We start from the raw sequence: 24,330 nt of genomic DNA, 5'->3' as shown, positions 1-24,330 counted from the left end.
TTAAACGGAACAAAAATAGTTGACTCTGTTTCGTTCCTCAACAAGTGTAGCCAACTACTTTGTCCGCTTATTGCGGCGTTGATTGCTAAAGGCTAGCGATTAACTAGCCTAAGCTTGCTCTCACATCAGCAATGGTGATGAAGAGTTTGTTTTCAGCGTCTTCAAATGCTTGAAAACCATAGCGTTCATAGAAGTGTTTCGCACCGTCTTTGGCATCAACGATAACAACTGGAAATGCAACGCTATCACTTGCAGCTAATAGCTTTCTGAGTGCGTCAATAAGCAGCCACTCACCAAAGCCTTTCCCTTTGTATCGGCCATCGACAGCAAGGCGGGCAATCAGACCACCAGAGGTGGATGATTGGTGTTTTTTTTGTAACTTATCGGGCAATTCCTTTAAGTCAATTGGCGTCATTGTTAGCGTGTAAAAGCCGATGACATGTGAGTTGTCGTTATCATCTTCCAAAACAAACGTTCTGGTGTTGTCTTTTTTTGCTTGCTGACTCGCCATTACTTTTAAGTAATTATTGAGAGCTTCGATACCACAGTTGAATCGGTTTCTATCGTGTTTAGCTTTATCTAGAAGTACCGTATTCATCATTGAGTTTTGCTCTCGTATCGATCAGCAGCAGCTTTTAGTTTTGAGTTCTGTGTAGCAGGGCGGTCTAAAGCTTCCATCAGCAACATAGCGTCAGCTTGGCTCAGTTTTAAAGCCTGTTCACGTTCGATGACTTGTTTGGCTTTTTCGATTGCAGCGCTTAGAACAAACGAGTTGATGCTAGACATGCCAGCGATCGCGGCAGCCTTAGCAAGTAAGTCTTGTGTGTCGACATCAACTCTAGCGGTGATGCGAGGCAAAGTAGTAGCCATAATTATATCTCCTGTTGTGTCAAAGTGTCACATGGGTATTGTGGTCTTAAAGTGTGCAATAATCAATCTTTGTGTCACTTTGGCACGCAAACTAACATATAAGGATTATGCGCTGCGCCAGCCAGCGTTAAATCCCGAGTGTTGAACAAGCCCGTTGTCTCTATATAAGTAAATAGTGCGATTGTCGGCTCAGGTAGTCACGCCTTGATACTTTTCTCAAGGCGAACGCTGTCGTATAAGACCTAAAATGACATATTATCAGCAGGTTAGCGTTAATTTCCTTGGCTTTTTGTTATTGCTTCTCCTTTCTCAAGTTATCCTTATTATCTCAGCCTTTCGGCTATCTCGGTCGCGTGGCCTCAACGCACCCCATCTCATGCTGATAGCAGGGATAGGCGCGTACTGCTTTGCTTTTTTTGCCAGTGTGAATAAGAATTTTTGAAGGCTATCGCCAACCAGTAACCATTGAATACGGCTTAGGATATGTCGTGCTTGCCCTCTTAAGAAGCCGTAGCCTCGTACACGTTGTAAGCCCTTTGGGAATGTGTGCTGCAAGACAAGTAGCTAATTTAGGGGGAAAGGTCAGGGCCAATCGGCTATGCGACCCTTTTCACTCGCTTTGTAAAGGTAAGCTTGGCAAGGCAATGAGCCGCGTCTCGAAAGCAAGCAAGAGGCCAGGTGTTTGGGTTTAATGCAGGCATCGAGATAAAAGGATTTGTTTCACTTCCATACTGCATCCTTTTGTTTTATCAACACGTCTCGGTGAGTTGTAGTCTTTGTATTCGAAGACTTGCTCATAGAGAGTGACAGGCCGACCATCGACAGCAATGGAAGCACTAAGGGTCATGCAGCGCATTTGCTCTCTAACATCCGACTAATCAACGAGCACCACAGCCCAAGGATTGGCCGAAGAAATAAGGCGGCTGTTTCCGAGTAATCTGTCGAGGCGTTTAATGGCATGCTATACGCCGGTTTTGGTATCAAGGTTGCGCCCTAACGTGGTGAGAGACAGATCGGCACCATCGAGAACGCTTTTAGTAGCAAGTATCAGAGACATAACTCTTTTTTTGTGAATATTGGGACAATGATTTCCGACAGATTGTTGTAGTATTTGAATATCGCGAATCGCTGCTGAGCTCGGGTTGAATGACTGTTTGGCGATAGTCATTAGATCAGAGTGGGCGATGCGCGTGCGTCTCATCGTTTAGAAATGAATGCATGAGGCGATTCGCTAGAGTAAGGCGTTAGCTGCTAGGGTGAAGAGAATGATTAGACATATTTTACTAATAAAATTTAAAGACGCATCGTCGGCCTCAGAAATAGACAAACTTAAAGGTTTATTTGAATCTATGCCTGAGATAGTAGAGGGTGTCGAATCGGTAGAGTGGGGTATTAATGATAGCCCAGAAAGTAAAAATAAAGGTTATACGCATTCAGTTTTAATGAATTTCGTAGATGAAACTGGGCGCCAAAACTATCTTCCGCATGTCGAACATCAGAAGTTGAAGCAAGTGTTTAGGCCGTTGCTTGAAGATATCATCGTATTTGATTACACGGTCTAATTTGAGAACGCTACTAACTAACAAGGATTTAGCACTGCGCCTGCGAGCATTAAATCCCGATTGTTGAACAAGCCCGTTGCCTCTATATAAGTACATTGTACGATTGTCGTTTCAGCAGGTCGCGCCTTGATTCCTTTCTCAAGGCGAGCGCAGGTGTGACAGATAGCCAGCTGCTATTTATCAAAGGGTTACGTGGGATTTCGTGGCCTTTGAGTGGACAATGGCAACAAGGACAGGGCCGAACGGCTTTGCTTTGTCCTACGGTAAGTGCAACTGACATCGCGTAACTCGCAACAAGGCGTTTATGAGCGAAGTCAAGATGGGAAAGGTATTGCCTAAGTTTGGCATGAGATGCAAAGGAATGTTGTTGAAAAAGGTCATACTAATCGACTTTGATGGCGTTATACGACATTGGCAGAGTCAAACAATAGAAACGACTGAAATGGGGTTAGGTTTACCCATTGGTACGCTGTTTTCTGTAGCGTTTTCAGAGTCGCTATTGTTACCCACAATTACTGGACAACAATCACACTTAAAGTGGATTGAAAAGGTAGGTGTTGAGCTGTCTAACAAATTTAGCCTCGATATTGGAGCCAAGCTTGTGCTAGCTTGGGAAAACGCACCGGCTTGGATTGATTACGATTTCATCGAGGCGATAAGGTTAGTTTCTCCTCGTGCAAAGTTGGTGCTAGTCACAAACGCAACCGACAAGCTCTCTCAGGATATTCATGAGTCCGAACTGCGGCATTCATTTGATTTAATAATAAATTCTTGCCAATAACATGTGGCAAAGCCTGCATTGGAGTTTTTTGCTAAATCTATCGAGTTGATCGGCTGTGACTACTCAGATTGCGTATTTATCGACGATACGTTGAGAAATGTTAAGGCGGCACAAAGCGCTGGAATTCAAAGTTGGCATCATTGCTCTACAGATGAAACATTAGAGTTCATTAAAGACAATTGCACTTAACTAATTACTCAAGACCGAGTAACAGAAGTATGCCAACTAGTAGCACTCAGGCATGGTACACGTTCATTTATAGCTGAGTAGGGCGTTATGGTAGGGAGGATAAGTATGATCCATTGGCCATGTATTTTTAAGCTAGAAGGTGATTCGGAGCTGCTATTTTTGGCGTCCGAACGACAACTTATCAACGAGTTAGACGCTCTAATTTGGGATAGTGCCGATCACTTAATTGATAGCAGTGGTCAGTGCTATGTCGTAAAGGAAAAAGGCAAGGGCTATGTATTTGAGCTCGAAGGACATTCGTTATCTTTGGCGTCCATCACTCGGCTAATTCAGGAACATGAGTTTGCAAAAGCCGAAATGTGTATTACGAAAATTCAATTCCCATCTATCCAAAAAGCCATTATGGCACTGGCCTTGGAAAGCTAAACATGACGTCTCAACAATCAGTCTCATGGTGTCTCAAGATAACCCAGCGATTAAGCTCTATAGAAAATTCAGCTTTGTTGATTATTAGGTTGGGGGTGACTCGTTGTTATTGACGAGATCATTGCCATAGGTTTTGAAAAAGGCCATAGATTCTGAGCTTGAGAATGTCGATCAAAACGTCAAAGCAAGACTTAAAAGGCACATAACTACTTTGTTGAATTTATTGAAGGGCACGCGCTATAAAATGAAGCCAAGATTAATGAGTATTGCACAAATGCCGGAGTACAAGGCATGAAGTTGGCCACGAAAGACTTAACCCAAACAAAGCGCTGGTTAACGAGTTCAGAGCGCTGTTCGATTACTACCATCATTGCCTCTAGCTTTTTAAATGTTAGTACAGAGGACTACTTAGCCAAGTACTTTGACGGCAATGATGCGTTTGAGCGTAGGCTACGTTTGTATCTCGATGGTGGTGAAGTGGTCGGGTATTGCCTGCTAACCTTTAGCCGTGAGTCGTCAGTAACGGTTATTCGTGCGTCAGCGGGATTTCTTCCCGACTATCGAAAGGGGAGCAATACTTTTCAGTTTTCGTTGTCTGAGAGCTTTAAGTGTTGGTTGCGTGCGCCGTGGAAGAAAATCTACTACGCCGATACGATGCTCAGTCCTGCCATGTACCGTGCAGTTGCCAAAAATACGGGCATAATTTGGCCCCATCCCGATCATACTGCGCCAAATAAGCTCTTCGAGCTTTTTAATCCAAACGGTGAGGTAAGCGATAGTGCCGTTTTACGCTGTTTAGTGCCTGTAAATCGGGTAAGCAATTACTCGCACAGCGAACTCGAGTCGTTTAAAACCAGCAACAAGCTTGAGATCCAGTACTACTGCAAACTGAATCCACAGTTTAATAGTGGCGTTGCGCTGTTTGTGATCATTCCAGTGCATCTAACTCAGTTTTTGAAGACTGCATTTAAGAAGCTTAGTGCTTGAAAGCGCAAAAAATAGTTAGCTTGTTTAAACGCTTTGACCGCTCATTGCTTAACAAGCATCACTTCTCTGCTCGTCCTGTTGGCGAAAAGAGGAATGGATTTTACCTTATGGACGTACACTGAATTTTGGGTCGCCACCAGTGTAACGGGAAATAAAGCCTTGATCAGGACGCCGGCGTACTCATTTGTACCTTGCGCACTCTACGTGTTACCGGAAATTAGCTAGAGTGCTTACACAAACGGATAGTGACAAAAAATGTCGTCTATTTTAGTTTGGAGCAACGCTTGATCTTTGTTGAATTTGGCGAAGGTGCGTAAACCGGTAATTTGGATTTGCACGTGGTTAGCCAGCTCTCGTGCATTCTTGGTGACTTCAATTTTACCATTGCTCTGAGCTTGCTCTATGAGCAAAACAAACTCATTGGAAATCTCTTCAAGGTGGCTTTTGGTCACCTCCAACAGTTCTTGATTCTCTTCGGTTAACTCACCCATTGTTTTCGCCAACATACATACCCCATTGGGCGCATCACTTTGGGTGTCGATGACCTGCGCTTTAACGAACGCCTTTAGTACCTCTAGCGGATCGCTGTGCTCTGTTTTTAAGTGCGCAATAAGTGCTAGACCCATATCGGTGTAGTTGCGCAGCGCCTCTTTAAACAGACCTTCTTTGCTGCCAAACGCGGAATAGATACTGCCTGGCCGCATATCAATTTCATCTTGTAGATTGCGCATGGACGTCGCGTGAAAGCCTTTTTTCCAATACAGGTTGGTGGCTTTCTCTATGACCTCTTGACGATCAAATTTTGCTGTTTTTGCCACTATAACGCCTACTAATCTGAAAATGAACAATCGTTCAATTGTAAGGCTGGCACTGCGCAAGGTAAAGAATAATTCGCGTGTGCTTTCTTTTCCTTTTGCAGAGTGACCGATCTAATAAAATTTTTAATTCAACAATATCAGATAGATAAGCGCACTTTTGTAGATTTTTGAACGATTGTTCAAAATACGACTTGAACGATCGTTCATTTATAAATATGATTCATTTCATCGACAGGGAGCAACGCGCTTCCTAAGCCGATTTCATAGCAGAAATCCATTACGTGCTTTAAGGCATGACGCTATTTTTAGGAGTAACAACGATGAGCAAATTCACATTTCATTCAGTAGACACAGCGCCAGAAAACAGCAAACCTATGCTCGAAGGTGCGGTTAAGCAGATGGGGGCAGTACCAGGCCTATATGCAGTTATGGCTGAGTCACCAGAAACACTAAAAGCCTATCAGCAGCTTCATCAGCAATTTACCAGCGGCTCATTTGATGCAGAAGAACTCACGGTTGTGTGGCAAACCATTAACGTAGAGCACGAGTGTCAGTTTTGCGTGCCTGCACACACCGCGATTGCGCATTCAATGAAGGTTGACCCAGCACTTACAGAAGCACTGCGCAATGAGACCGCAATGCCAACGGCTAAACTGCAAGCGCTGCATGATTTTACGCTTGCTATGGTGCGCCAGCGTGGCAACGTCAGCGATGATCAATTAGACGCCTTTTTTGCCGCTGGTTATGGACAACAGCAAGTGTTGGAAGTGATTTTAGGCTTGTCGCAAAAGGTGATCAGTAACTACACCAACCATGTTGCAAAAACCCCTACAGGTCCACTATTTGAGCAATTTGCTTGGACTAAAAAAGCGTAACAAATCTCAGTCTAATAGGTTTTATAAAGGCTACTTCCAATGGGAGTAGCCTTTTTGCATTTAACAGAAACCCAAATGCCGGAGATGTTTGCAAAACCGATTCATGATCTTTTCGGCTCTCGTTTACTGAGGTTGTTATTATCGAACACTCAGCAGACACGTGATTGGATTGTTTCATTTATGAGTGCAGAATTGCCGGATGTGACGACATTTTTGCCTGAGGGTACAAACCAAATCTGGTTTGATTTTTCTGGATTAGGGTTAGCGTCTAACGAGCTTAAGTCTTTGTTAACGAAACAAGCGAAAATGGCCCTAACGCCAGGTACATGGTTTGGTGAGCCTAACGAGAACTTCTTTCGCATGAACTTTGCCGCGCCGCGTGAACAAGTGCAAACATCACTGCAACTGTTAAAAGCCGCGCTCGACAGCCGCTCGTAATTAAGTAGAGTGACATTAGCTTTTTAAAGGATTCTACCGCTTACTCAATCAGGGCAACTGGCTAGATTGGATGTCTGAATATTGACCGATTAACTAATGTTCAGGTTCAGGCATCGTGATCTAAGCCTTATGGCAATGCGTAACAACGTAGAGAACATTCACTTAACGAGAAAAGCATGTTATTGAAAAATCGGCTATCTATCCCTGCCAAAAACGGCGCTAACTCGGCCAATGTTGATGCGGCTGAAGTGGCTAAGTTTGATCAGCTTGCTCATGATTGGCGGGATCCTAATGGCCGTTTTTCTTCAGTATTGGCGTTTAATCAAGTCAGGCTTGGTTATATCCAGCAGCAGATTATTGACCATTTTGGTGACAAGCCTATATCGATACTCGATGTGGGTTGTGGAGCTGGGTTGCTCACGCAGCCTCTGGCAGAGCTTGGGCATCAGGTGGTTGGTATTGATGCCAGCCACGTCAATGTCAGGGTAGCAACCCACCACGGCAAAGGTATCGATAACCTTGAATACCGACATTGTCTAAGTGCAGAGTTGCTAAGCGAAAACAAACACTTCGATTTGGTGCTCAATACCGAAGTGTTGGAACATGTGCCAGATCCATCTCAGCTACTCGAAGAATGCGCACAACTGGTTCATTCGCAAGGGATGATGATTCTGGCAACGCTCAATCGTACTTGGCAAAGCTTTTTGATTGGCATCATCGGCGCAGAGTACGTACTTAAAGCCTTGCCTATTGGTACTCACGATTGGCGCGCTTTTGTTACCCCGCAAGAGCTGGAAAACACCTTAAAACCACTGGGTTTCCACTTAGGCCGGGCAACAGGCATGAGTTACAATCCACTGACTAAAAAATGGCGAACTACAGCATCGACAGCAGTCAACTATTTGGTGTCGGTGACACGCTAATCACAAAGATTGTTGGGAGTGTTAAGCTCTAGCTCCTCGGTGTAATGCCATTTATCTTGTTCGGTGATCTCGCGCACTACTCGGCATGGATTGCCTACAGCAACTACACCAGCAGGGATGTCTTTAGTGACTACACTGCCAGCACCAATGATGGTTCCTTCCCCAATGGTAACGCCACTACAAAGCGTGGTATTAGCCCCTAACCAAACGCGATCTTCTAGTGTGATGGGGGACGATTCGTATAATCCGCCTTCTACACGCTGCTCGGGATCGATAGCGTGACCAACACAAGACAAAACACTTCCCGGTCCTATCAGCACGCCATGGCCAATGGTCACCGGTGAAGTATCCAAAATGACGGTGTTGAAATTGATTAACGCAAACCCTTTAAAATGAATGTTGAATCCATAGTCGCATCGAAACCCAGACTCGATACTAATGAACGTTCCCACATTGCCAAACAGGGCGCAATAGATGTTTTGTTTGGTTTCCTGGTCATCCGGATGTGTGCGGCTAAGCTCGAAGCACAACTTCTTGGCGTTGTGTTGGTGATGCAGGTTTTCGCGCTTAAATTGGTGAATACAATGCTTGTCTGAGGTGATTTGTTGGATAAATGTCATGTTAAACCTTGTGGGTAAGAATGAGGTCGTAGCAACCGCGCAGTGACTACGCCAGCTAAGTTAAGATTCACCCCACCATTAAGCCATCCATTTAGGTTGCTTTCGATGACTAAACTTTGAAAGTATGAGCTGCTGCGCGATGACTCTGTTTTGATTTGACAAAAAAAGCGCGCTCTGCGCAAAGCATCCGTCATAAGCTCGCCGTTTGTTACACGCAAATAACCCACTAGTGCTAGGGAAAACTCTCGTTGGCTTGACTAAGCTGTTGTCAGCTAAATAGAAAGGAGAGCGCGATGAAAGACGCAGCAATGATCACCCTGCACGGAATGGGGGAAGTGGATGATGACTATTACGAAGATTTGCAAGACGGGGTGAAAAAGCTTTTAGGCAAAAAATGGTCTAAGGTCGCGTTTCACGCGGTTCACTATGCCGAAGATCTTCAAAAGCCTCAAAATGCGTTATGGAAAAAGATGGTGAACAACGAAGATAACGATCTCGACTGTACTCGAGTAAGAAAGTTCTTCTTGTATGGCTTTGGCGATGCGGGCTCGCTCGAGCACAGCGCACAAAGAGACGCTGTAAAATACAAGCGTGTGCAACAGCAAATACAAGCGGCACTGTCTAAAGCCTTTATTGATGTTGGCAAGGACAGTACCAAGCCAGTGATTATTGTTGCACACTCTCTCGGCTGTCAGGTTATTTCCAATTATTTGTGGGATGCTGCCCATAACCAGCATAGCTTTGAAGAAACTGCCGGTATGGATCCTGACGAGGTTAACTTTATTAAGTTAAAGAGCCTCAGGAATCTAGTCACCACTGGATGTAATATTCCATTATTTACATCTGGACTGGATAAACGATCATGTTTTAAAGCGCCCAACTCGATGTTTCGGTGGGATAACTACTACGATGCCGATGACGTTCTTGGTTGGCCCCTTAAGCAGCTTGACCCGTCTTTTAACATTGTGAACGATCACGTGATCAACGCTGGGGGATTGTTTACCTCTTGGAATCCTCTAAGCCACACCAAATATTGGTCCGATAACGACGTGATACGGCCGGTCGCACAGCAACTGCTGAACCTTCTCTAGATCATTTTTACGCTTCGTTTTGGGAAATAGGGTCGTCTCCGCGCTGCGCAATGACGACCTGCCCTGATGCCGTAAGCGCAGTGGTGGGCCATCGAGCACACAACAAGCGGCTTTTGGCTAAAGGGGCAACTGTGACACTGTTTGACTGATTGCCACCAAGGATATGGTATGTGTCGTCGTCTTCACTCCAATAGAAGCCTACATGTCCTTTATGGCTTTCGACGGATTCTCGCCAAAAAACCATAATAGCGCCTAGCTGAGGCATACATTCTTGGCCAAAGGCACCCCACGCTCGAGCCTGTAATGGCGCCCTAGGTAAAGGCTCATTCACCAATTGACTCGAAATACAATGAGCAACAAATAAGCCACACCAAGGGATGTCATCATCGGTGTAAAAGGGCATCTCCTGGTCTTTGGCCCATTGCAATATTGTAGGGTTGGAACCAGTCCCGCCTACTTCTTGAGTGCCTTTTAAGTGTTGTGCACAGTGCAACCAAGGCAATGCCAACGGTATGGAATTGTGCACATCTTGTTTGCCGTGACTGATCTCCAGTGGGTCTGGCAAAGTTACTTGCTTCGATTTGTGGTGTAAACGCGATAATGTGTGCGCGCCGACAATTCCATCGACCGTAAGGTCGTGGTCGGCTTGAAACTGCTTAATAGCCTGTCTTGTTAATGGACCCATCACGCCATCGATAGGGCCGCATGCGTAACCTAGACGCGCCAGCGTTGTTTGCAGTTGTATGGGGGTCATATCGCCCTCGTGATAGAAGGGTTTGTATTAGCCTAGCTCTGAATGGCAATTTGTAAAGATGATGAACACGGCTCACTGGCTTAATGGTCAGTATATAAAGTGATGTGGGAGCATATTTAAGGTATAAATTCAGTGATTTAAGTAGATTACTGGTCAATACTTCAGCTTAAGAAATGAATTTTCTGCACTTAATGAGTATATTGAGGCGCAGAATTACAACTTCGGTAGAGCGGCAGGTCGAGTCAGTCTTGGCAACGTATACGTAAATCAAGGCCGGTTATATGACGCGGAGCAAGCGTATCTGGGTGCCATTATGGTTGAGCCGTGCTGATCAACGGCTCTATGCCTTATGTGACGTGATGATTGATGCAAAACACTGCAGCGCCATTCGCTGTTTACGGCAGTTGCAGAAAGCCTCGCCTTAAGAAGCCGTTAACCCGTTGAGAGCAAGGCAGTAACCTTTAGACACTAGAAAAGTAGGGATTAGGAGTAAGCGCATAGTGAAAACAGAGACCTTTGAGCCTGTATCGTTTGACGTGATAACCTTTGAACCGGCTTCTTCTTTAGAGTTTGATGAGCAATTTAGGTTAATAAAGCAAGGCATAGGTGACTTCGTGGACGCAATCTGGGGCTGGAATGATGATGCGCAACGTCAACGGATCCAAGAGCACCATCCACAATCTGGCTATCATTGGCTTACTTACCAAGGTCAACGAGTGGGTTTAGTCTGCTATCACCCTTACGATAAAAATTTGCACGTTCACATGCTGGTGATTAAAAAGCGTTACCAAGCGATGGGTATTGGACGAGAAGTCATGAATCGCCTCGAATGCCACGCACCACAGGTTAGCTGCAATGCGATAACGTTATCTTGTTTTAGCGATAATCATGCCGCAGTGCGTTTTTACCGCGCACTGGGGTTTCATACCGTGAAGACAGAGCCTCATTTTATTAATTTTCGAAAAAACCTCGGCCGGTAATATGGTCACTACGGGAGTGCGCGCTGTGTCTAGTGTTCGGTCGGCAAACGGTACTCGATAATCACCTGGTTCCCTTCAATATAGGCACTTTGAATCTCGCCATCGATGCCAATTTTTGTGGTCACGATGCGAGAGTTATTTGTCTGCTCAGGTCGTTGCTTCATACTCGGGAGAATACTTGCCGGGTCTACGTGCAGTTGTCCACATAAGTTGTTGATAAACCCTAGTGACAAAGGGTGTGAGCCTCGTAGGGCATTAGTGAACTCGACAGGGGATACTTGCATCTTTTTCGCCATTTCCATCTGCGTAATACGCATTTTGGCTTTTTGAGACATCCAGATGTTATAGAGTGCTTGACGATCCTGTTCGGTAAACTGCATAGGTGTTCCTTTGGTTTTGATATGGCATGTGCATAGTGTGCGATTTTGACAAAGGGCAATGTCAATCGAGTGTTATAACTTGGTCAAAGGTGACGCATATACGGGGGTGAGAGATATAGGATAATAGGTGGGTTGGGAGCGTAGTGTTTTAAACTCGATAATCCGATGATGCATTATGAATTATTATTTCAACAGTTACATTGACTGACACCAGATATGCGTTTCGCTAATATTTCATTTGATAGCAACAAAAAAGTTGTGCAATTTGTCTTCAACAAGATGGCGCGAAAGCACCGATTATCTTCGCACAACACATTTTGCTTCATCATCTACCAGTGCGACTCGTAAACGATTGCCATAACCGTTATTATTGCACTCATTCTCGTTGATGCGTTTGCGTCGGCATATTTTGAACTGAGAGTGGATACCCATGCCAATTAGTAACATTGAAGAGATTATTGAAGATTACCGTAACGGAAAAATGGTGATCTTGATGGACGATGAAGATCGTGAAAATGAAGGGGATATAATGGTCGCTGCAGATGCAGTGTCTCCTGAGCATATCAACTTTATGGCGACGCATGGTCGCGGTTTAATCTGTTTAACGCTAACTAAAGAGCGTTGTGACCGTCTCAACTTGTTCCCGATGGTGCAGAACCACTCTGAGCAATGGGGCACAGCATTTACCGCATCGATTGAAGCCGCGCAAGGTGTGACTACTGGCATTTCGGCCGCAGACCGAGCGACAACGGTACAAGCTGCGGTCGCAGTGAATGCCGTGGCAGCCGACTTGGTACAGCCGGGACATGTGTTCCCTCTAAAAGCTAAAGATGGTGGAGTGTTAACACGTGCAGGCCACACGGAAGCTGGCGTTGACTTGGCTCGCCTAGCAGGTCGTGAGCCCGCATCGGTGATTGTCGAAATCCTCAATGAAGACGGCACTATGGCTCGCCGCCCTGAGCTTGAAGTGTTTGCCGAAAAACATGGCATTAAGCTCGGCACCATTGCCGATTTAATCGAGTATCGTAACAACACAGAAACCACCATTGAGCGTGTTGCGCAGTGTCAACTGCCGACGGAATACGGTGAGTTCACCATGATCACGTTCCGCGATACCATCGATAACCAGATCCACTATGCGTTGCAGAAGGGCGAAATTACTCAACAGCCAACGCTGGTTCGTGTGCATCTACAAGATACCTTTAACGACGTGTTGCATTCTACCCGTGGCGTTGACCGTACTTGGTCAATCGATAAAGCGATGGCAAAAATTGCCGACGAAGATGGCGTATTGGTCATTTTAGGTCACAACCACGATCCAGAGCGTGAACTCAACAAAGTACGCCGCTTTGAACTTGAAGATCAGGGTAAACCTATCCCAACCAGCAATAAGCAGCAGGCATCACGTCAAGTGGGTGTTGGCTCTCAGATTTTGTCTGATCTAGGCATTAGCCAAATGCGCTTGTTGTCGTCGTCGTCAAAACGCTATCACGCGTTGTCTGGCTTTGGGTTGGAAGTGACTGAGTACGTTACTGACTAACAACAGCGACTGCATAAAAACGCGGCCCAAGTGCCGCGTTTTTTTATGCCTCTAAACTCACCGTTTAATTGCTAGGCGTGGTCAGTGTTTGTTCCCATCACACATACAATGACACTAACAATCGATATAGCAACGTCCTGTCTGTAGAATTGTTATGTTCTCTGAGCGCGGGTTAACTTTTGTGGCCGATTAAAGATAAATCGGTCCAGAACCTGTAAGCTCGCAACTATGTACATGATCGCCAGACTAATGAGAGTCACCCTTGTTACCAATGACATAAAGAAGTCGGCATTCTCTCCCATACCGCCATTGATAAGCACCAAAATACAGCTCACTGCAGACCCGTAGTACGCCGCGTGTGGGTCATTTGAAAACACTTTCGAGCCGACAAACAACATCACCGCAAACATGATTAATAAGAAAAATTCGTACCTAGGTACGGCGACGATGGCCCAATAAATGGCCATTGCCATTACACCTCCTAAAACGGTCGAAATCAGCGACTTTCGCCCCGCGGCTTTACCGGCAGTTAAGTCGGGTTTTAAGGTGAATATTGCGGCAAAAATCATCGTCAGTATAAGGTCGCTGCGACTGTATATCAGGCAATAGGAAGCGATTGGAAATGCCACCAGTGTGCTTTTAAGTGCCAGCTTAGCGGCAACAGGAGAATAGACACGCTGAAATCCGCCTGTGTCGGGTAGGACGTCGTTGGTTGGATCCGGTACGAGAAAGTGTGCAAACCATACCCAAAGCACCGCCAGCCAAGCAGACATCACCAGACCTGCGCTCAGGCTAATCGCAATGTGTTCCCAAATTTGTGTCAGCATTGGCAGCAGCAACACGCTAAGTAGCGTCATTAGAGTGAGCCAAAATGAACCACCGCGATTCATGTAATAGTAGATAAAGAATAACGCGACAAACTGAGCGACTAAACACAGTAGTGGAAAGCGTACAAAGAAAATCGCAAAGGTAAGTCCAATAGAAAAGCCAATCAAGGTATTGAGCATGGTTCTTAAACCTTGCTTTAGAGTTGGCTTAGGTAAAGGCATGGACAGCAGAAGGGCAGTAAACAGTGGAAACAGAAACGCCAAAGGCCATTCTACGCCATAGGCTAAGGCCAATGCGCTCGTGACGCCGACAGCGAACCGCAATTGGCTGGCTGTCATCGGATCTGAGATGAATTTTGAACGCATGGTTAACCTTTAGTAGATGAACGACAACCAGCTCAGTATTGTGATCCACACCTTTCCTATGGCATTTAGGATTGGGCTATCTTCATTATAGACCTGTACATCGACTTGCCCGCCAACACGTTTTAACCCCGCAGGAACAGGCTCGGCAAACTCAATAATGACGGGGAAGCGTTGCGGGTCACGTAACCAACCAGTGCTTGATTTTACGGTTTGTAAGCTGCCTACGGTCCCTTGATTGTCGGTTGAAACGGCAAAGCCTACGGAGCGGACTACACCTTTGTAGAGTGTGCCAGGCATAATATCGAGCAGTAGGTCAACTTCCGCACCAGGCTGTAAATGGGCTAGGTTATTTTCTTTAAGGTTGGCTTGAACCCACACGCTTTCTGCTTCCACAAAGGTCATGGCTGCGGCGCCTGCTTTCGCGTAATAGCCTTTTTCGATCTGTAGGTTGGTTACGCCCCCTAACGCCGGTGCGATCACTTTGGTACGACTCAAATCAAGCTGCGCTTTTTTAAGGGTAGCCATTGCAGAGCGAATACGAGGGTTGTTCTCTCCTTCAGCACCCAGTGATTGCCGTGCTTTTTCTAAGTTTGCTTGAGCGCTGTCCACTTCGGCTCTGGCAGCCTTAATTGCGGCTCTTGCTTTATCACCTTCGGATTTGGAATAGAGGTTACGCTCTTCCAACTCAAAGACGCGCGCACTTTGAGCGTTCACATGTTCTAGATTCGTCTCAGCTTGAACCAGTTGTGCTTGCGCGGTCGCTACGCTTGCCGTACCAGCACCAAGTTCTTGTCCAGCCAATTCTAAACTGGTTTGAGCATTTTCTACCGCAAGAATGTAATCGGAGGGATCAATTTCAAACAGTTCTGTTCCGGCTTCAACAAACTGATCGTTTGTCACATTGACGTCGAGTACACGCCCCGACACTTGAGGGACAATCGGGATGACGTATGCCTGGACTTTGGCTTGATCGGTCCACGGTGTGAATCGGTCAGCAAACATGTACCAGATAAAAAATACACCAGCGATCACTAGAGTCATTTGAGTTAATCGCTTAACAGGATCGGCTTTAGGGGCTGCTGTGGGTTGTGCAGTCACGTCGTTTTTGGTCGCTTCATCTGATTCGGGCTGGGTCTTCTCGGTCATAGTTCCCTTCTCTTAATATGTGTTACGTAATGGTAACGAGATGGTTTTATAGTAGTGCTAATATAAAAGAACTCCAAACAAATTAGTGACCTAATCTACTCTTTTCTATATGGAAATTTAATCTTTGAGTGGGGCTCACGATCTGTGCAAGAAAAAAAAATCATGGGTCTTCCACGGAGGAAATGGAGCCTTTTTGGTGCAAACTTGCAATTTATGGGTGCACCTCATTGTTAATTGCGCTCGACTGATATTCTGTAACTTGTTGTTTTTTATTATTAAATTTAACTCTCCAATTTTGGCATGAGATTTGTATTTACCCTAATGTAATCATCCTTTTTTATTGTTGTGGGTAGACTATGGCTCCCTTGCTCCTCCATGAGGAGCTTTTTTTTGCCTGTCGATCAGCGTTGGCTGGCGGTTGTCGATTGATTTCATTAACGAATTGAGGTCTGATACCAACATAAGCATTAATCAGGAGTGCAGGGAAGTGAGCACAATTTTGGAGTGTATCCGTACCGTAGGGCGCGGTGAGCGTGGTCGTAAACCCCTTGACCAACAGCAAGCGAAGCAAATTATGACCGAGTATCTCGCGGGAGAAGTCGGTGATGACCAAATGGCGATGTTGTTGATGTTGATCCGCGTGAACAACGAAACACCTTTTGAGATCGCGGGTTTTACGCAAGCCTTTCAGTCGATTATTCCAACCTTATCGGCTGATTTTGATTGGCCTTGCTACGCGGGAAAGAAAAGCCGTTTAGACGATAATCAGCAACAGATGGCGCTGCCTTGGCATTTGATCGCCGCAAAAATCTTAAGTAGTACCGGTAAAAAAGTACTGCTTCATGGCCATCTTGACGAAGGCTCAACGCGTGTGCATTGCCGTGAGTACGTAGCAAAGCTATCAATAGGTATGGCGGAATCTGTAGAATCAGCGCAAGCGTTACTTGATGAGCAAGGTATCGCTTATTTACCTTTGTCGCAGTATTCACCGCAAGCGGTAAAAATGCTGGACTGGAAAAAACGTTATGGTCTACGAACGCCGATCAATACGGTAGTGCGAGGACTCAACCCTGGCCGAGCAAATTTTGGGGTGCGAGGCAGCTTTCATCCGGGCTTTCAGCAGTTGCATGCCGACATTGAGCAGCAAGTAGGGCATTCAAGCGGTGCCGTGGTCTCGTTTAAGGGAGTTTCCGGCGAAGCGGAGTTTAACCCAAAAGTCAGTCAGACCTTATGGCTCAGTGATCAAAACGATGTCCATGAACACTATTGGCCAGCACTTGAACTGACGACCTTGCCTGTGCCAAAACAGTGCCCTTTAGGCACGCCACCCGAGCTATTAAATACTATGGCCAACCATGTTTACGCGTCACTTATTGTTGCGCTATTTGCCACAAACCAAGATTTAAGCTCAAGCAAAGAGGCCGCATTCGCGCTTTGGACGCAGTGGTGTAACACTCAAAATGAGTCCAATTCGCAAAAATAACTCGCTTTTTTCTGGTCAAATTAAAATTTTAGTCAACACTATAACTATATGCTGTTGCTAATTTTTTTAGGAGGGACGCGATGCATTCCATTAAGGTTAAGGAATATATGGATCCACAAGCGGTGACGTTTACAAAAAACATGTCATTAACTGCTGCGCTCGATAAAGTGATTAAGTCGGGTAGGATGGGTGGCCCAGTGATCAACGAACATCGCGAAGTCATTGGGTTTATCTCCGAGCAAGATTTGCTCGAGCGTTTGGTGAAGGTGCTGTATCACAGTCAAGATACGCATATTGTAGATGACTGCATGTACCGAGATGTGTTGACGGTTTCTCCAGAGCTTCCAATACTCGAGCTTGCTCAAATGATGAAAGTGAATAAACCAAAGGTTTACCCGGTGGTTGATAATGGCAAACTTGTCGGAATTATTTCTCGTGCAGACGTAATGAAAGCGGTCTCTAACATGCTTGATGAGGTCTTTTCACACCCTGTATAAGTTCATACCTTCTTGCTATCCCTCATCGGTCACAACGCGGCGAATTGTTCGTCGCGTTTTTGTTTCTTACGCTGGGTGTAACCGATAACGTTGTCCCGCTTCTTAGTTTTGTAATTCGATTACACAATCTGCTGATTAAATCACCATTAATTGATTTATGTCCGATTTTTACATCGGGAAGTCAAAGATAATCACACGTCTTCGAGCTCATGGACTAGCCAACCGATGAAAAGCTATCTTAAATACCTGATCCCAATCGTAATTCCATTAATCGTTATTTTATTACCCGTTTCGGCCTTTCCGTTTGAGGGATTGACCATATTGCAGCAGCGAGTGATCGCACTGTTTTTATTGGCGGCACTGTGTTGGGTCTTCGAGCCGATTCCTATCTACGCAACGTCTGTGGTCATCATTGTATTAGAGCTGCTACTGATATCCGATAAAGGCATTATTTGGGCTAAGCAAGGTGCAGGTACGCCTGAGTTTGGCGAGCTTTTGAACTACACCGATATTATGGCAACCTTTTCTAGTCCAATCATTATGCTGTTTTTGGGTGGATTCTTTTTAGCCATGGCTGCCACCAAATATCGTCTAGATGTTAACTTGGCGCGAGTACTGCTAAAGCCTTTTGGGCAAGAACCTAAATACGTCATGTTAGGTCTTATGTTGATCACCGGCATTTTCTCTATGTTCATGTCCAATACCGCCACTACAGCAATGATGCTCTCCATTCTTGCGCCCGTGTTGGCGGTGTTTGGCCCTCGCGATCCAGGACGAGTAGCCTTTGCACTGAGTATTCCTGTTGCAGCGAACATCGGCGGTATAGGTACACCTATTGGTACGCCGCCAAACGCTATCGCGCTTAAATATTTGGTTGGTGACAATGTAATAAGCTTTGGCGAATGGATGGCTTTTGGCGTGCCATTTGTGGTGATCATGATGGCAATTGCTTGGGTGCTTATTAATAAATTGTATGGCTCTGAGCAGCAAAAAATTGAGTTGAATATTCGCGGTAAGTTCTTAAAAACACCCAAAGCCATAACCGTCTATGTGACCTTTGCGTTGACCATACTGCTATGGCTTATGGGGTCGTCTCACGGCATGAACTCGTATACGGTAGCACTGATCCCTGTAGCCATCTTCTCGCTTACCGGCATCATTAACAAAGAAGATCTTAAGAAAATATCTTGGGATGTACTTTGGTTGGTATCGGGTGGTATCGCCTTAGGCTTGGCTTTGGATAAGACCGGGCTGGCCAAACTTGTGGTCAATAGCATTCCGTTTGATACCTATTCTCCTTACGTCGTATTGGTCGGCGCCGCAGCGCTGTGTTTGTTGATGGCAAACTTTATGTCGCATACTGCGACGGCCAACTTGTTGATGCCGATTATGGCCGCGCTAGGAACGTCGATGACGAGCCTTACGCCTTTAGGTGGCGAAGTGACGCTAATCCTTATTGTAACCTTTGCTGCATCTTTAGGTATGTCTTTGCCCATCAGTACGCCGCCGAATGCGCTAGCTCACGCTACGGGCAATGTACAGAGCAACCAGATGGCAAAAGTGGGTATTATATTAGGACTGGTTGGCGTGTTCCTTAGCTTCATAATGGTGTGGGTACTCAACATTGTAGGTTTTATCTAACCCAATGAAATATCACTCGTTAAACGCGAACCTTTGGCAATAAGGAGCCGCTATGGACAATGCGCTTAGACGCTTAGTTGATGCTTATTTTAGCAGTCCTAATCGAGTGATTAAGTTCGCCGCTGGTGAATTGGTGATTGAGCAAAACAACTATAATGAGCGGCTCTATTATGTACGGGAAGGGGAGCTAGAAGCGCTCTATACCGAACAAGAGTTTGACCAGCCTGTTTCAGTGTTTGTTGCAGGCGCAGGCTCATTCATTGGCGTGCACAGTTTTTTCTCTCGCACTTTAATCCCGTCTTCAACGGTTGTGGCAAAAACCGACGTCGAGCTGGCATGGATAGACAATCGTACCTTGGCGGTAGATGCGGACGAGTTTGGCTCTCTGTATGAGCAGTTTATGCCATTGATGGTCAGCGAACTGTCTCGCCGTCAACAACGCGCCACTCTTGGCGCGATCGAAAAAGAAGAAGCCATCCAAAAACTTAACTCCGCTGAGCAGATGACCACATTAGGTCAGTTGGCGGCGGGTATTGCTCATGAACTTAATAACGCAGTTGGGGTGTTGAACAGTAAATCCGATCGCATGTATTCGGTGCTGCTTCAATTGGTTGAAGAAACCAACCCGCAAGCGAGCGCCTTCATTGATCAGGGACTGATGTTCGGGCAATCATTGAGCTCGAGTGAAGTTAGAAAGCGCGCTAAAACGCTTGAGAGCGCATTGGGTGTTTCCAGCCAACAAGCTAAGCAATTAGCCAAGGCAATGCCTGACGATGCCAGCCAACAGATGTGGATTGAACAACCTGAGACTGCGGTCCGGTTTTGGGAGATTGGCCGCGATCTCCACGATATGAAGCTTGCCGCGAAACATGCGGTTAGTATTGTTAAGTCTGTCAAACAGTTAGGTCGAGTCGATATAAATACCGAAGAGTCGATCAATATCAATGACAGCATTAATAAAGCCCTGTCATTATTGCAAAGTGAGCTTCGCCGCGTATCTGTGCATATCAGCCCTGCTGACCTGCCAATGTTTAAAGGATCGTCTACAGAATTGGTTCAGGTGTGGGCAAATATTGTGAAAAACGCGTGTGATGCGATGGAAGGCGTCGATGAGCCTAGCTTAACGATTTCCACCCGCGTCAGTAACAATAAGATCCTTGTCACGATGTCCAATAATGGGCCAGAAATAGACGAAGCCACCCGACGCAAGATTTTTCAGCCGAACTTTACCACCAAGAAAGGTGGGCTTTCGTTTGGCTTAGGACTTGGATTGTCGATAGTGAAACGAATTATAAGTGGGTATGACGGAACGATAGTGGTCAAAAGTGATGCTAATCAGACCGTTTTTCGCATTAAACTGCCGCTAGGAGAATAATATGGAAAAGTTGAATCTCATTTGCGTTGATGACCAACGAGAAGTACTAAGTGCTGTAGTGCAAGACCTGGAAGTATTAGGCAGCTGGTTAAACATTGAAGAGTGTGAATCGGCCGATGAAGCGTTGGAACTCATGGATGATATTGACGCTGAGGGCGATTTTGTTGCAGTGATTGTGAGTGACCATGTCATGCCTCAAAAAACCGGCGTCGAGCTTCTTGCCGATATTTCAGAAGATAGCCGCTTCCTGTACACCAAAAAAGTGTTATTAACGGGCCAAGCCACACATTCAGACACCATTGAGGCGATCAATTCGGCACGCATCGAAAGCTATTTTGAAAAGCCTTGGAACGCCGATAAGTTGGTACAAACCGTTCGCGCGCTGGCGAGTGAGTTCATTTTTGACAAAGGACTCGACTACGAACAGTTCCACGGTGAACTTGATCAACAAGTTCTGCTCAGCCGGTTGCGCTAAAAAGCATCACTTCGCATTCAGAAGTGTGATGCAAACCGTTTAAGTGATCAGCTCACAGTTTTTACATCCACCACGCTGTGAGCCACTTCAACTTTCCACCTATCAGAGTGGGCTAAAGTTTACTGACTAATTCGAAGTCTTAGCTGCACATAGCTAAGACTCTTTTGTTTTTAAGGAGCCCCCAATGACCGCAGCTGTTTTTCACTTAGGCGTGACCAAGGAAGATCTAGACGGTGCCACTTTGGCAATTATTCCTGGCGATCCAGCCCGTGTAGAAAAAATTGCTAATCTAATGCAAGAGCCAAAATTTCTTGCTAGTCACCGAGAGTACACACTGTTCTTGGCCAAGCTTGATGGCCAATCTGTTGTGGTATGTTCGACGGGTATTGGCGGGCCATCAACCTCAATTGCGGTTGAAGAGCTGGCTCAGCTAGGCGTAAATACGTTTCTACGGGTCGGTACAACGGGTGCCATCCAACCGCATGTGAATGTGGGTGACATGATCGTGACTACAGCCTCAGTACGCCTTGATGGGGCGAGTTTGCACTTTGCACCGATGGAGTTCCCTGCTGTTTCTGATTTCTCTGTGGCGACAGCAATGAAAGAAGCTGTGGAAGAAAACGGTGCTAACGTACACATGGGTGTCACCGCGTCTTCTGATACTTTCTATCCTGGCCAAGAGCGTTATGACACCTTCTCTGGGCGCGTGGTTAAACGCTTCCAAGGTTCAATGAAAGAGTGGCAAGACATGGGTGTATTGAACTTCGAAATGGAGTCTGCCACGCTGTTGACTATGTGTGCTAGTTCTGGGTTAAGGGCGGGGTGTGTTGCGGGTGTTATCATTAACCGCACGCAACAAGAAATTCCAAATCACGACACCCTAAAAGAGACCGAAACTCGATCTATTAAAGTCGTGGTTGAGGCGGCTCGTAAAATGCTTGCCTAAGTAAAAACGTTTGATGGTTTACTGTTTTTCTGTCAAAACTCGCTTAAAGCGGGTTTTTTTGTTCTAAAATATTGAAATATCGAATGTAAAATTGAATACAGGGATTACCTTTCAACGTCCTAAATGGGTAAACTGATCGCATTCGGTTCAAGGAGAACAAAATAATGCTTAGCATGCTCATAATTGTAGGGGTCGCTGTAATAGTAATGATTCCATGGTGGCGAAACCCAGAAAAAAAGATCCTCAATGATGACGCTAGAGCGCAAGCGCCAGGGCAGTTTATCGCCTTAGACTATGGCGAAGTTCATTACCAGGTTACAGGTCCTGACGACGGTGAGTTGGTGGTGCTGCTTAATGGGTTTTCGGTTCCATATTATGTATGGGAGCGTAATGTTGATTACCTTGCGGAACATGGATATCAAGTATTGCAGCTCGACTTTTGGGGCAGAGGATATTCGGACAGGCCAGACACCGATTATGACCGGCATTTATTCATCGCCCAATTAGATCATCTCATCAAAGGGCTTAGTCTCGACCATAAGCCACTTCATTTAGTGGGTTTATCTATGGGGGGAGCGGTGGCAGCCGCCTATGCCAGTGCGTATCCAGAAAGAGTCACCACAACCACTTTTATGGCACCCTTGCATAAGCCAATCAGATTAGGGCCGCTGTTGTGGCCGGGAATTGGTCGTTGGCTGGCCTATACCGCGGTGATCCCAAGCTTTGCCAAGAAACAGGCTGACGACTTAGTGGCTCACAAAGATGTACAGCACTGGATAGACAACTACAAAGTTCAAATGAGCTACAAAGGGATCCGTCGTGCGCTCTATTCGACGTTCGCGAACTTTATGCAAGATGATCCTTTACCGGATTTTCGGGCTTTGGCAAACGCCAACATCGATTCGTTACTTCTGTGGGGAGAGCAAGACAAAATGTTTCCGATTGAAGAGTCTGCGCGAGTACGAGACGCGCTTGGTGACAAGCACGAGTTTTTGGAAGTGAAAGGCGCTGCGCATGCTCTACAGTTTGAAAAAGCTGACCAAGTGAATGAAACTTTGGTGGCTTTTTTAAATCGAGATAGACGTGCGCAACGCTAACAGGGCAAGAATTAGCGGGTTTTTGACCGCAGAAATCAGTTTAAAAAGGAGTGGCCGCCTGCTTTACTAAACCACTGCAATAAGTGGCGATCGAGCTCGGCTAACTCTTCGGGACCAATTAACGCAAGCCCAAGGTCTTTGGCGCGCGAGATATCGTTATACCTAAGCGGTCTAAAACTTACCAACATCGCTCTTGCCTGAATGCCACCGAGCAAATCGCGCAGTGACTCCAGTTTATAGAGGGTATCGTCACCGTCATCGCGCATACCTTTGGTCTTACACTCGATGATATGAAGCTTATTGTTCACTACCGTGGCGACGTCGAGTTCGTTGCGCACTTCTTTGTTCGCAGCTTGGCGGTACACTTGCACATTTAACGCCTGATCTTGGATGGTAGGCATAGAATGCTTGATCAGCTCTATCGATTTGTGCACGTAAGTTTCTAGCCATTCACCGTTTGAGAAACGGCGGCAATCGTCCGTGGCGAAGGTGAGCGTACCGTTTTGATAAGTCGCTAGACCTACGTCCACTAAATCTTGAATCAGTGTTGCCAGTTCTTTATAAGTCTGCTGCTTGTCACTGAGCTCTACCGATAAAGTTTGGCCTTTGCGACAAGTCGTGGCGAGGTAATTGAGTGTGGCAAGGCCAGGCCCAAGCTCTAGAGCATTGCTGGCCCACTTCTTACCGATATTAAAGAGCGAATCACTGATTTGACTGGCCTGTTCAGTAAACTCAGCCCGGGCACCAAACACGGTAAGGTAATCATCGACTGTGATTTTGTCTTGTACTTGAATATCGTCTTTGTTTTGAGGATATAACCAACACATTCGGTCGCTATTTGGCTCAACCACATAGATCGGCCAGCGGTTATGGCGGAAATTTTCGTACACCGATAGAAGGCGATGCCTAATACCGCAGCTTGCGTTGAGTTTAACGGTGGTGTTCTTACTTTCTAAGTACGTAATCAGGCTTTGTAACGCACCGTGTAACGCGGTTGTATTGACGACGTCCGGTATTTCAAAAAACTCGCTATCGATGTCGTAACGCTTTAGGACTCGCTGAATACGCTCAAAAATAGGGTATTGGCTTTTATCGCCAATGAGGACCATGTTTGTACACTCTGTACGCTCGTCCAAAGGTGGGGTAAGTAAGCGAATCGGGTCTTTATCTAAAATGCCAACGTGAATTGTCATATCGGTTGATTCTTTGTTGTTATGGTTATTTACACTATTTGTCTTATACC

The 24,330-nt window shown here is 45.8% G+C and carries 27 protein-coding genes and 1 pseudogene; 17 read left to right on the top strand and 11 right to left on the bottom strand.

Annotated elements, in window-relative coordinates:
- Window positions 1-103 precede the first annotated feature (103 nt).
- From ST37_RS09660 to ST37_RS19990, 4 genes and pseudogenes are all read right to left on the bottom strand, one after another.
- Window positions 104-601, bottom strand: coding sequence for a GNAT family N-acetyltransferase (locus ST37_RS09660; RefSeq protein WP_084885786.1), 498 nt, complete (start codon window positions 599-601; stop codon window positions 104-106).
- Window positions 598-870, bottom strand: a complete 273-nt coding sequence (locus tag ST37_RS09655) for a DUF1778 domain-containing protein (RefSeq protein ID WP_017191059.1) — start codon at window positions 868-870, stop codon at window positions 598-600. Before ST37_RS09655 ends, ST37_RS09660 begins: the two co-directional genes overlap by 4 nt.
- Before the next feature lie 456 nt (window positions 871-1,326).
- Window positions 1,327-1,431: pseudogene (locus ST37_RS20260) on the bottom strand (IS91 family transposase); the annotation flags it as partial.
- A 127-nt stretch (window positions 1,432-1,558) separates the two neighbouring features.
- The gene (locus ST37_RS19990; RefSeq protein WP_172400970.1) at window positions 1,559-1,726 is read right to left on the bottom strand and encodes a hypothetical protein; all 168 of its coding nucleotides are present in this window, start codon (window positions 1,724-1,726) and stop codon (window positions 1,559-1,561) included.
- Between the two features lie 409 nt (window positions 1,727-2,135).
- On the opposite strand from ST37_RS19990, the gene ST37_RS09645 reads away from it, so the two are divergent.
- The 4 genes from ST37_RS09645 to ST37_RS09625 all read left to right on the top strand — a co-directional run bounded on the left by ST37_RS09645 (window position 2,136) and on the right by ST37_RS09625 (window position 4,815).
- Window positions 2,136-2,432 (top strand): Dabb family protein, encoded by a 297-nt coding sequence (locus ST37_RS09645; RefSeq protein ID WP_084885784.1) that lies wholly within the window; start codon window positions 2,136-2,138, stop codon window positions 2,430-2,432.
- A 367-nt stretch (window positions 2,433-2,799) separates the two neighbouring features.
- Window positions 2,800-3,213, top strand: a complete 414-nt coding sequence (locus tag ST37_RS09640) for a hypothetical protein (protein WP_172400969.1) — start codon at window positions 2,800-2,802, stop codon at window positions 3,211-3,213.
- Between the two features lie 294 nt (window positions 3,214-3,507).
- Window positions 3,508-3,828 carry a DUF4144 family protein gene (locus ST37_RS09630; protein ID WP_084885780.1) on the top strand — a complete coding sequence of 107 codons (321 nt, stop codon included), beginning with the start codon at window positions 3,508-3,510 and terminating at the stop codon, window positions 3,826-3,828.
- Between the two features lie 291 nt (window positions 3,829-4,119).
- The gene (locus ST37_RS09625; RefSeq protein WP_084885778.1) at window positions 4,120-4,815 is read left to right on the top strand and encodes a hypothetical protein; all 696 of its coding nucleotides are present in this window, start codon (window positions 4,120-4,122) and stop codon (window positions 4,813-4,815) included.
- 230 nt (window positions 4,816-5,045) lie between these two features.
- Here the strand turns inward: ST37_RS09625 and ST37_RS09620 are convergent, their stop codons facing one another.
- Window positions 5,046-5,633, bottom strand: coding sequence for a TetR/AcrR family transcriptional regulator (locus tag ST37_RS09620; protein WP_084885777.1), 588 nt, complete (start codon window positions 5,631-5,633; stop codon window positions 5,046-5,048).
- A 320-nt stretch (window positions 5,634-5,953) separates the two neighbouring features.
- Between ST37_RS09620 and ST37_RS09615 the strand changes: the two genes are divergently transcribed.
- The 3 genes from ST37_RS09615 to ubiG all read left to right on the top strand — a co-directional run bounded on the left by ST37_RS09615 (window position 5,954) and on the right by ubiG (window position 7,869).
- Window positions 5,954-6,508, top strand: a complete 555-nt coding sequence (locus ST37_RS09615) for a carboxymuconolactone decarboxylase family protein (protein ID WP_084885775.1) — start codon at window positions 5,954-5,956, stop codon at window positions 6,506-6,508.
- Window positions 6,509-6,688: 180 nt separating this feature from the next.
- Window positions 6,689-6,946, top strand: coding sequence for a hypothetical protein (locus ST37_RS09610; RefSeq protein ID WP_197687463.1), 258 nt, complete (start codon window positions 6,689-6,691; stop codon window positions 6,944-6,946).
- Window positions 6,947-7,122: 176 nt separating this feature from the next.
- Complete coding sequence (gene ubiG / locus ST37_RS09605; protein WP_084885773.1) at window positions 7,123-7,869, top strand: bifunctional 2-polyprenyl-6-hydroxyphenol methylase/3-demethylubiquinol 3-O-methyltransferase UbiG; 747 nt, start codon at window positions 7,123-7,125, stop codon at window positions 7,867-7,869.
- On the opposite strand, the gene ST37_RS09600 is transcribed toward ubiG, so the two are convergent.
- Window positions 7,866-8,489: a sugar O-acetyltransferase gene (locus tag ST37_RS09600; RefSeq protein ID WP_084885772.1), complete on the bottom strand. Its 624-nt coding sequence runs from the start codon at window positions 8,487-8,489 to the stop codon at window positions 7,866-7,868. The two genes, ubiG and ST37_RS09600, sit on opposite strands and share 4 nt — an antisense overlap.
- Before the next feature lie 293 nt (window positions 8,490-8,782).
- On the opposite strand from ST37_RS09600, the gene ST37_RS09590 reads away from it, so the two are divergent.
- Entirely contained in the window at window positions 8,783-9,580 is a 798-nt protein-coding gene (locus ST37_RS09590) for a hypothetical protein (protein WP_084885769.1), read from the top strand.
- 7 nt (window positions 9,581-9,587) lie between these two features.
- On the opposite strand, the gene ST37_RS09585 is transcribed toward ST37_RS09590, so the two are convergent.
- A complete protein-coding gene (locus tag ST37_RS09585) occupies window positions 9,588-10,334 on the bottom strand; it encodes a TIGR02594 family protein (protein ID WP_084885767.1) in 747 nt (248 codons plus the stop codon).
- A gap of 500 nt (window positions 10,335-10,834) precedes the next feature.
- Here ST37_RS09585 and ST37_RS09580 point away from each other — a divergent pair, with 500 nt between their 5' ends.
- Window positions 10,835-11,314 (top strand): GNAT family N-acetyltransferase, encoded by a 480-nt coding sequence (locus tag ST37_RS09580; protein WP_172400968.1) that lies wholly within the window; start codon window positions 10,835-10,837, stop codon window positions 11,312-11,314.
- A gap of 29 nt (window positions 11,315-11,343) precedes the next feature.
- On the opposite strand, the gene ST37_RS09575 is transcribed toward ST37_RS09580, so the two are convergent.
- A complete protein-coding gene (locus tag ST37_RS09575; RefSeq protein WP_084885764.1) occupies window positions 11,344-11,694 on the bottom strand; it encodes a transcriptional regulator in 351 nt (116 codons plus the stop codon).
- A gap of 430 nt (window positions 11,695-12,124) precedes the next feature.
- Here ST37_RS09575 and ribB point away from each other — a divergent pair, with 430 nt between their 5' ends.
- Complete coding sequence (gene ribB / locus ST37_RS09570) at window positions 12,125-13,234, top strand: 3,4-dihydroxy-2-butanone-4-phosphate synthase (RefSeq protein WP_084885763.1); 1,110 nt, start codon at window positions 12,125-12,127, stop codon at window positions 13,232-13,234.
- Between the two features lie 152 nt (window positions 13,235-13,386).
- On the opposite strand, the gene ST37_RS09565 is transcribed toward ribB, so the two are convergent.
- Window positions 13,387-14,427, bottom strand: coding sequence for a DUF2955 domain-containing protein (locus ST37_RS09565; protein WP_084885762.1), 1,041 nt, complete (start codon window positions 14,425-14,427; stop codon window positions 13,387-13,389).
- Window positions 14,428-14,436: 9 nt separating this feature from the next.
- On the bottom strand, window positions 14,437-15,573 hold the full coding sequence (locus tag ST37_RS09560; RefSeq protein WP_084885760.1) for an HlyD family secretion protein: 1,137 nt from the start codon (window positions 15,571-15,573) through the stop codon (window positions 14,437-14,439).
- A gap of 466 nt (window positions 15,574-16,039) precedes the next feature.
- On the opposite strand from ST37_RS09560, the gene ST37_RS09555 reads away from it, so the two are divergent.
- The 7 genes from ST37_RS09555 to ST37_RS09525 all read left to right on the top strand — a co-directional run bounded on the left by ST37_RS09555 (window position 16,040) and on the right by ST37_RS09525 (window position 23,087).
- Window positions 16,040-17,056, top strand: a complete 1,017-nt coding sequence (locus ST37_RS09555; RefSeq protein ID WP_084886631.1) for a glycosyl transferase family protein — start codon at window positions 16,040-16,042, stop codon at window positions 17,054-17,056.
- Window positions 17,057-17,136: 80 nt separating this feature from the next.
- A complete protein-coding gene (locus ST37_RS09550; RefSeq protein WP_084885759.1) occupies window positions 17,137-17,553 on the top strand; it encodes a CBS domain-containing protein in 417 nt (138 codons plus the stop codon).
- A gap of 225 nt (window positions 17,554-17,778) precedes the next feature.
- Entirely contained in the window at window positions 17,779-19,194 is a 1,416-nt protein-coding gene (locus tag ST37_RS09545; RefSeq protein ID WP_084885757.1) for an SLC13 family permease, read from the top strand.
- Window positions 19,195-19,246: 52 nt separating this feature from the next.
- Window positions 19,247-20,569, top strand: coding sequence for an ATP-binding protein (locus tag ST37_RS09540; RefSeq protein WP_084885756.1), 1,323 nt, complete (start codon window positions 19,247-19,249; stop codon window positions 20,567-20,569).
- 1 nt (window position 20,570) lies between these two features.
- The gene (locus tag ST37_RS09535) at window positions 20,571-21,044 is read left to right on the top strand and encodes a response regulator (protein WP_084885754.1); all 474 of its coding nucleotides are present in this window, start codon (window positions 20,571-20,573) and stop codon (window positions 21,042-21,044) included.
- 184 nt (window positions 21,045-21,228) lie between these two features.
- Window positions 21,229-21,990, top strand: a complete 762-nt coding sequence (udp, locus tag ST37_RS09530) for a uridine phosphorylase (protein ID WP_084885753.1) — start codon at window positions 21,229-21,231, stop codon at window positions 21,988-21,990.
- 164 nt (window positions 21,991-22,154) lie between these two features.
- On the top strand, window positions 22,155-23,087 hold the full coding sequence (locus ST37_RS09525; protein WP_084885751.1) for an alpha/beta hydrolase: 933 nt from the start codon (window positions 22,155-22,157) through the stop codon (window positions 23,085-23,087).
- Window positions 23,088-23,122: 35 nt separating this feature from the next.
- On the opposite strand, the gene ST37_RS09520 is transcribed toward ST37_RS09525, so the two are convergent.
- Window positions 23,123-24,280, bottom strand: coding sequence for a DUF1887 family CARF protein (locus ST37_RS09520; RefSeq protein WP_084885750.1), 1,158 nt, complete (start codon window positions 24,278-24,280; stop codon window positions 23,123-23,125).
- Between the last annotated feature and the right edge of the window lie 50 nt (window positions 24,281-24,330).

Origin of the sequence: Vibrio sp. qd031, from assembly GCF_002100145.1 — a bacterium.
Lineage (GTDB): Bacteria > Pseudomonadota > Gammaproteobacteria > Enterobacterales > Vibrionaceae > Vibrio.
The sequence above is the reverse complement of the archived record's forward strand: the minus strand, read 5'-3'. Positions and strand labels throughout refer to the sequence as shown.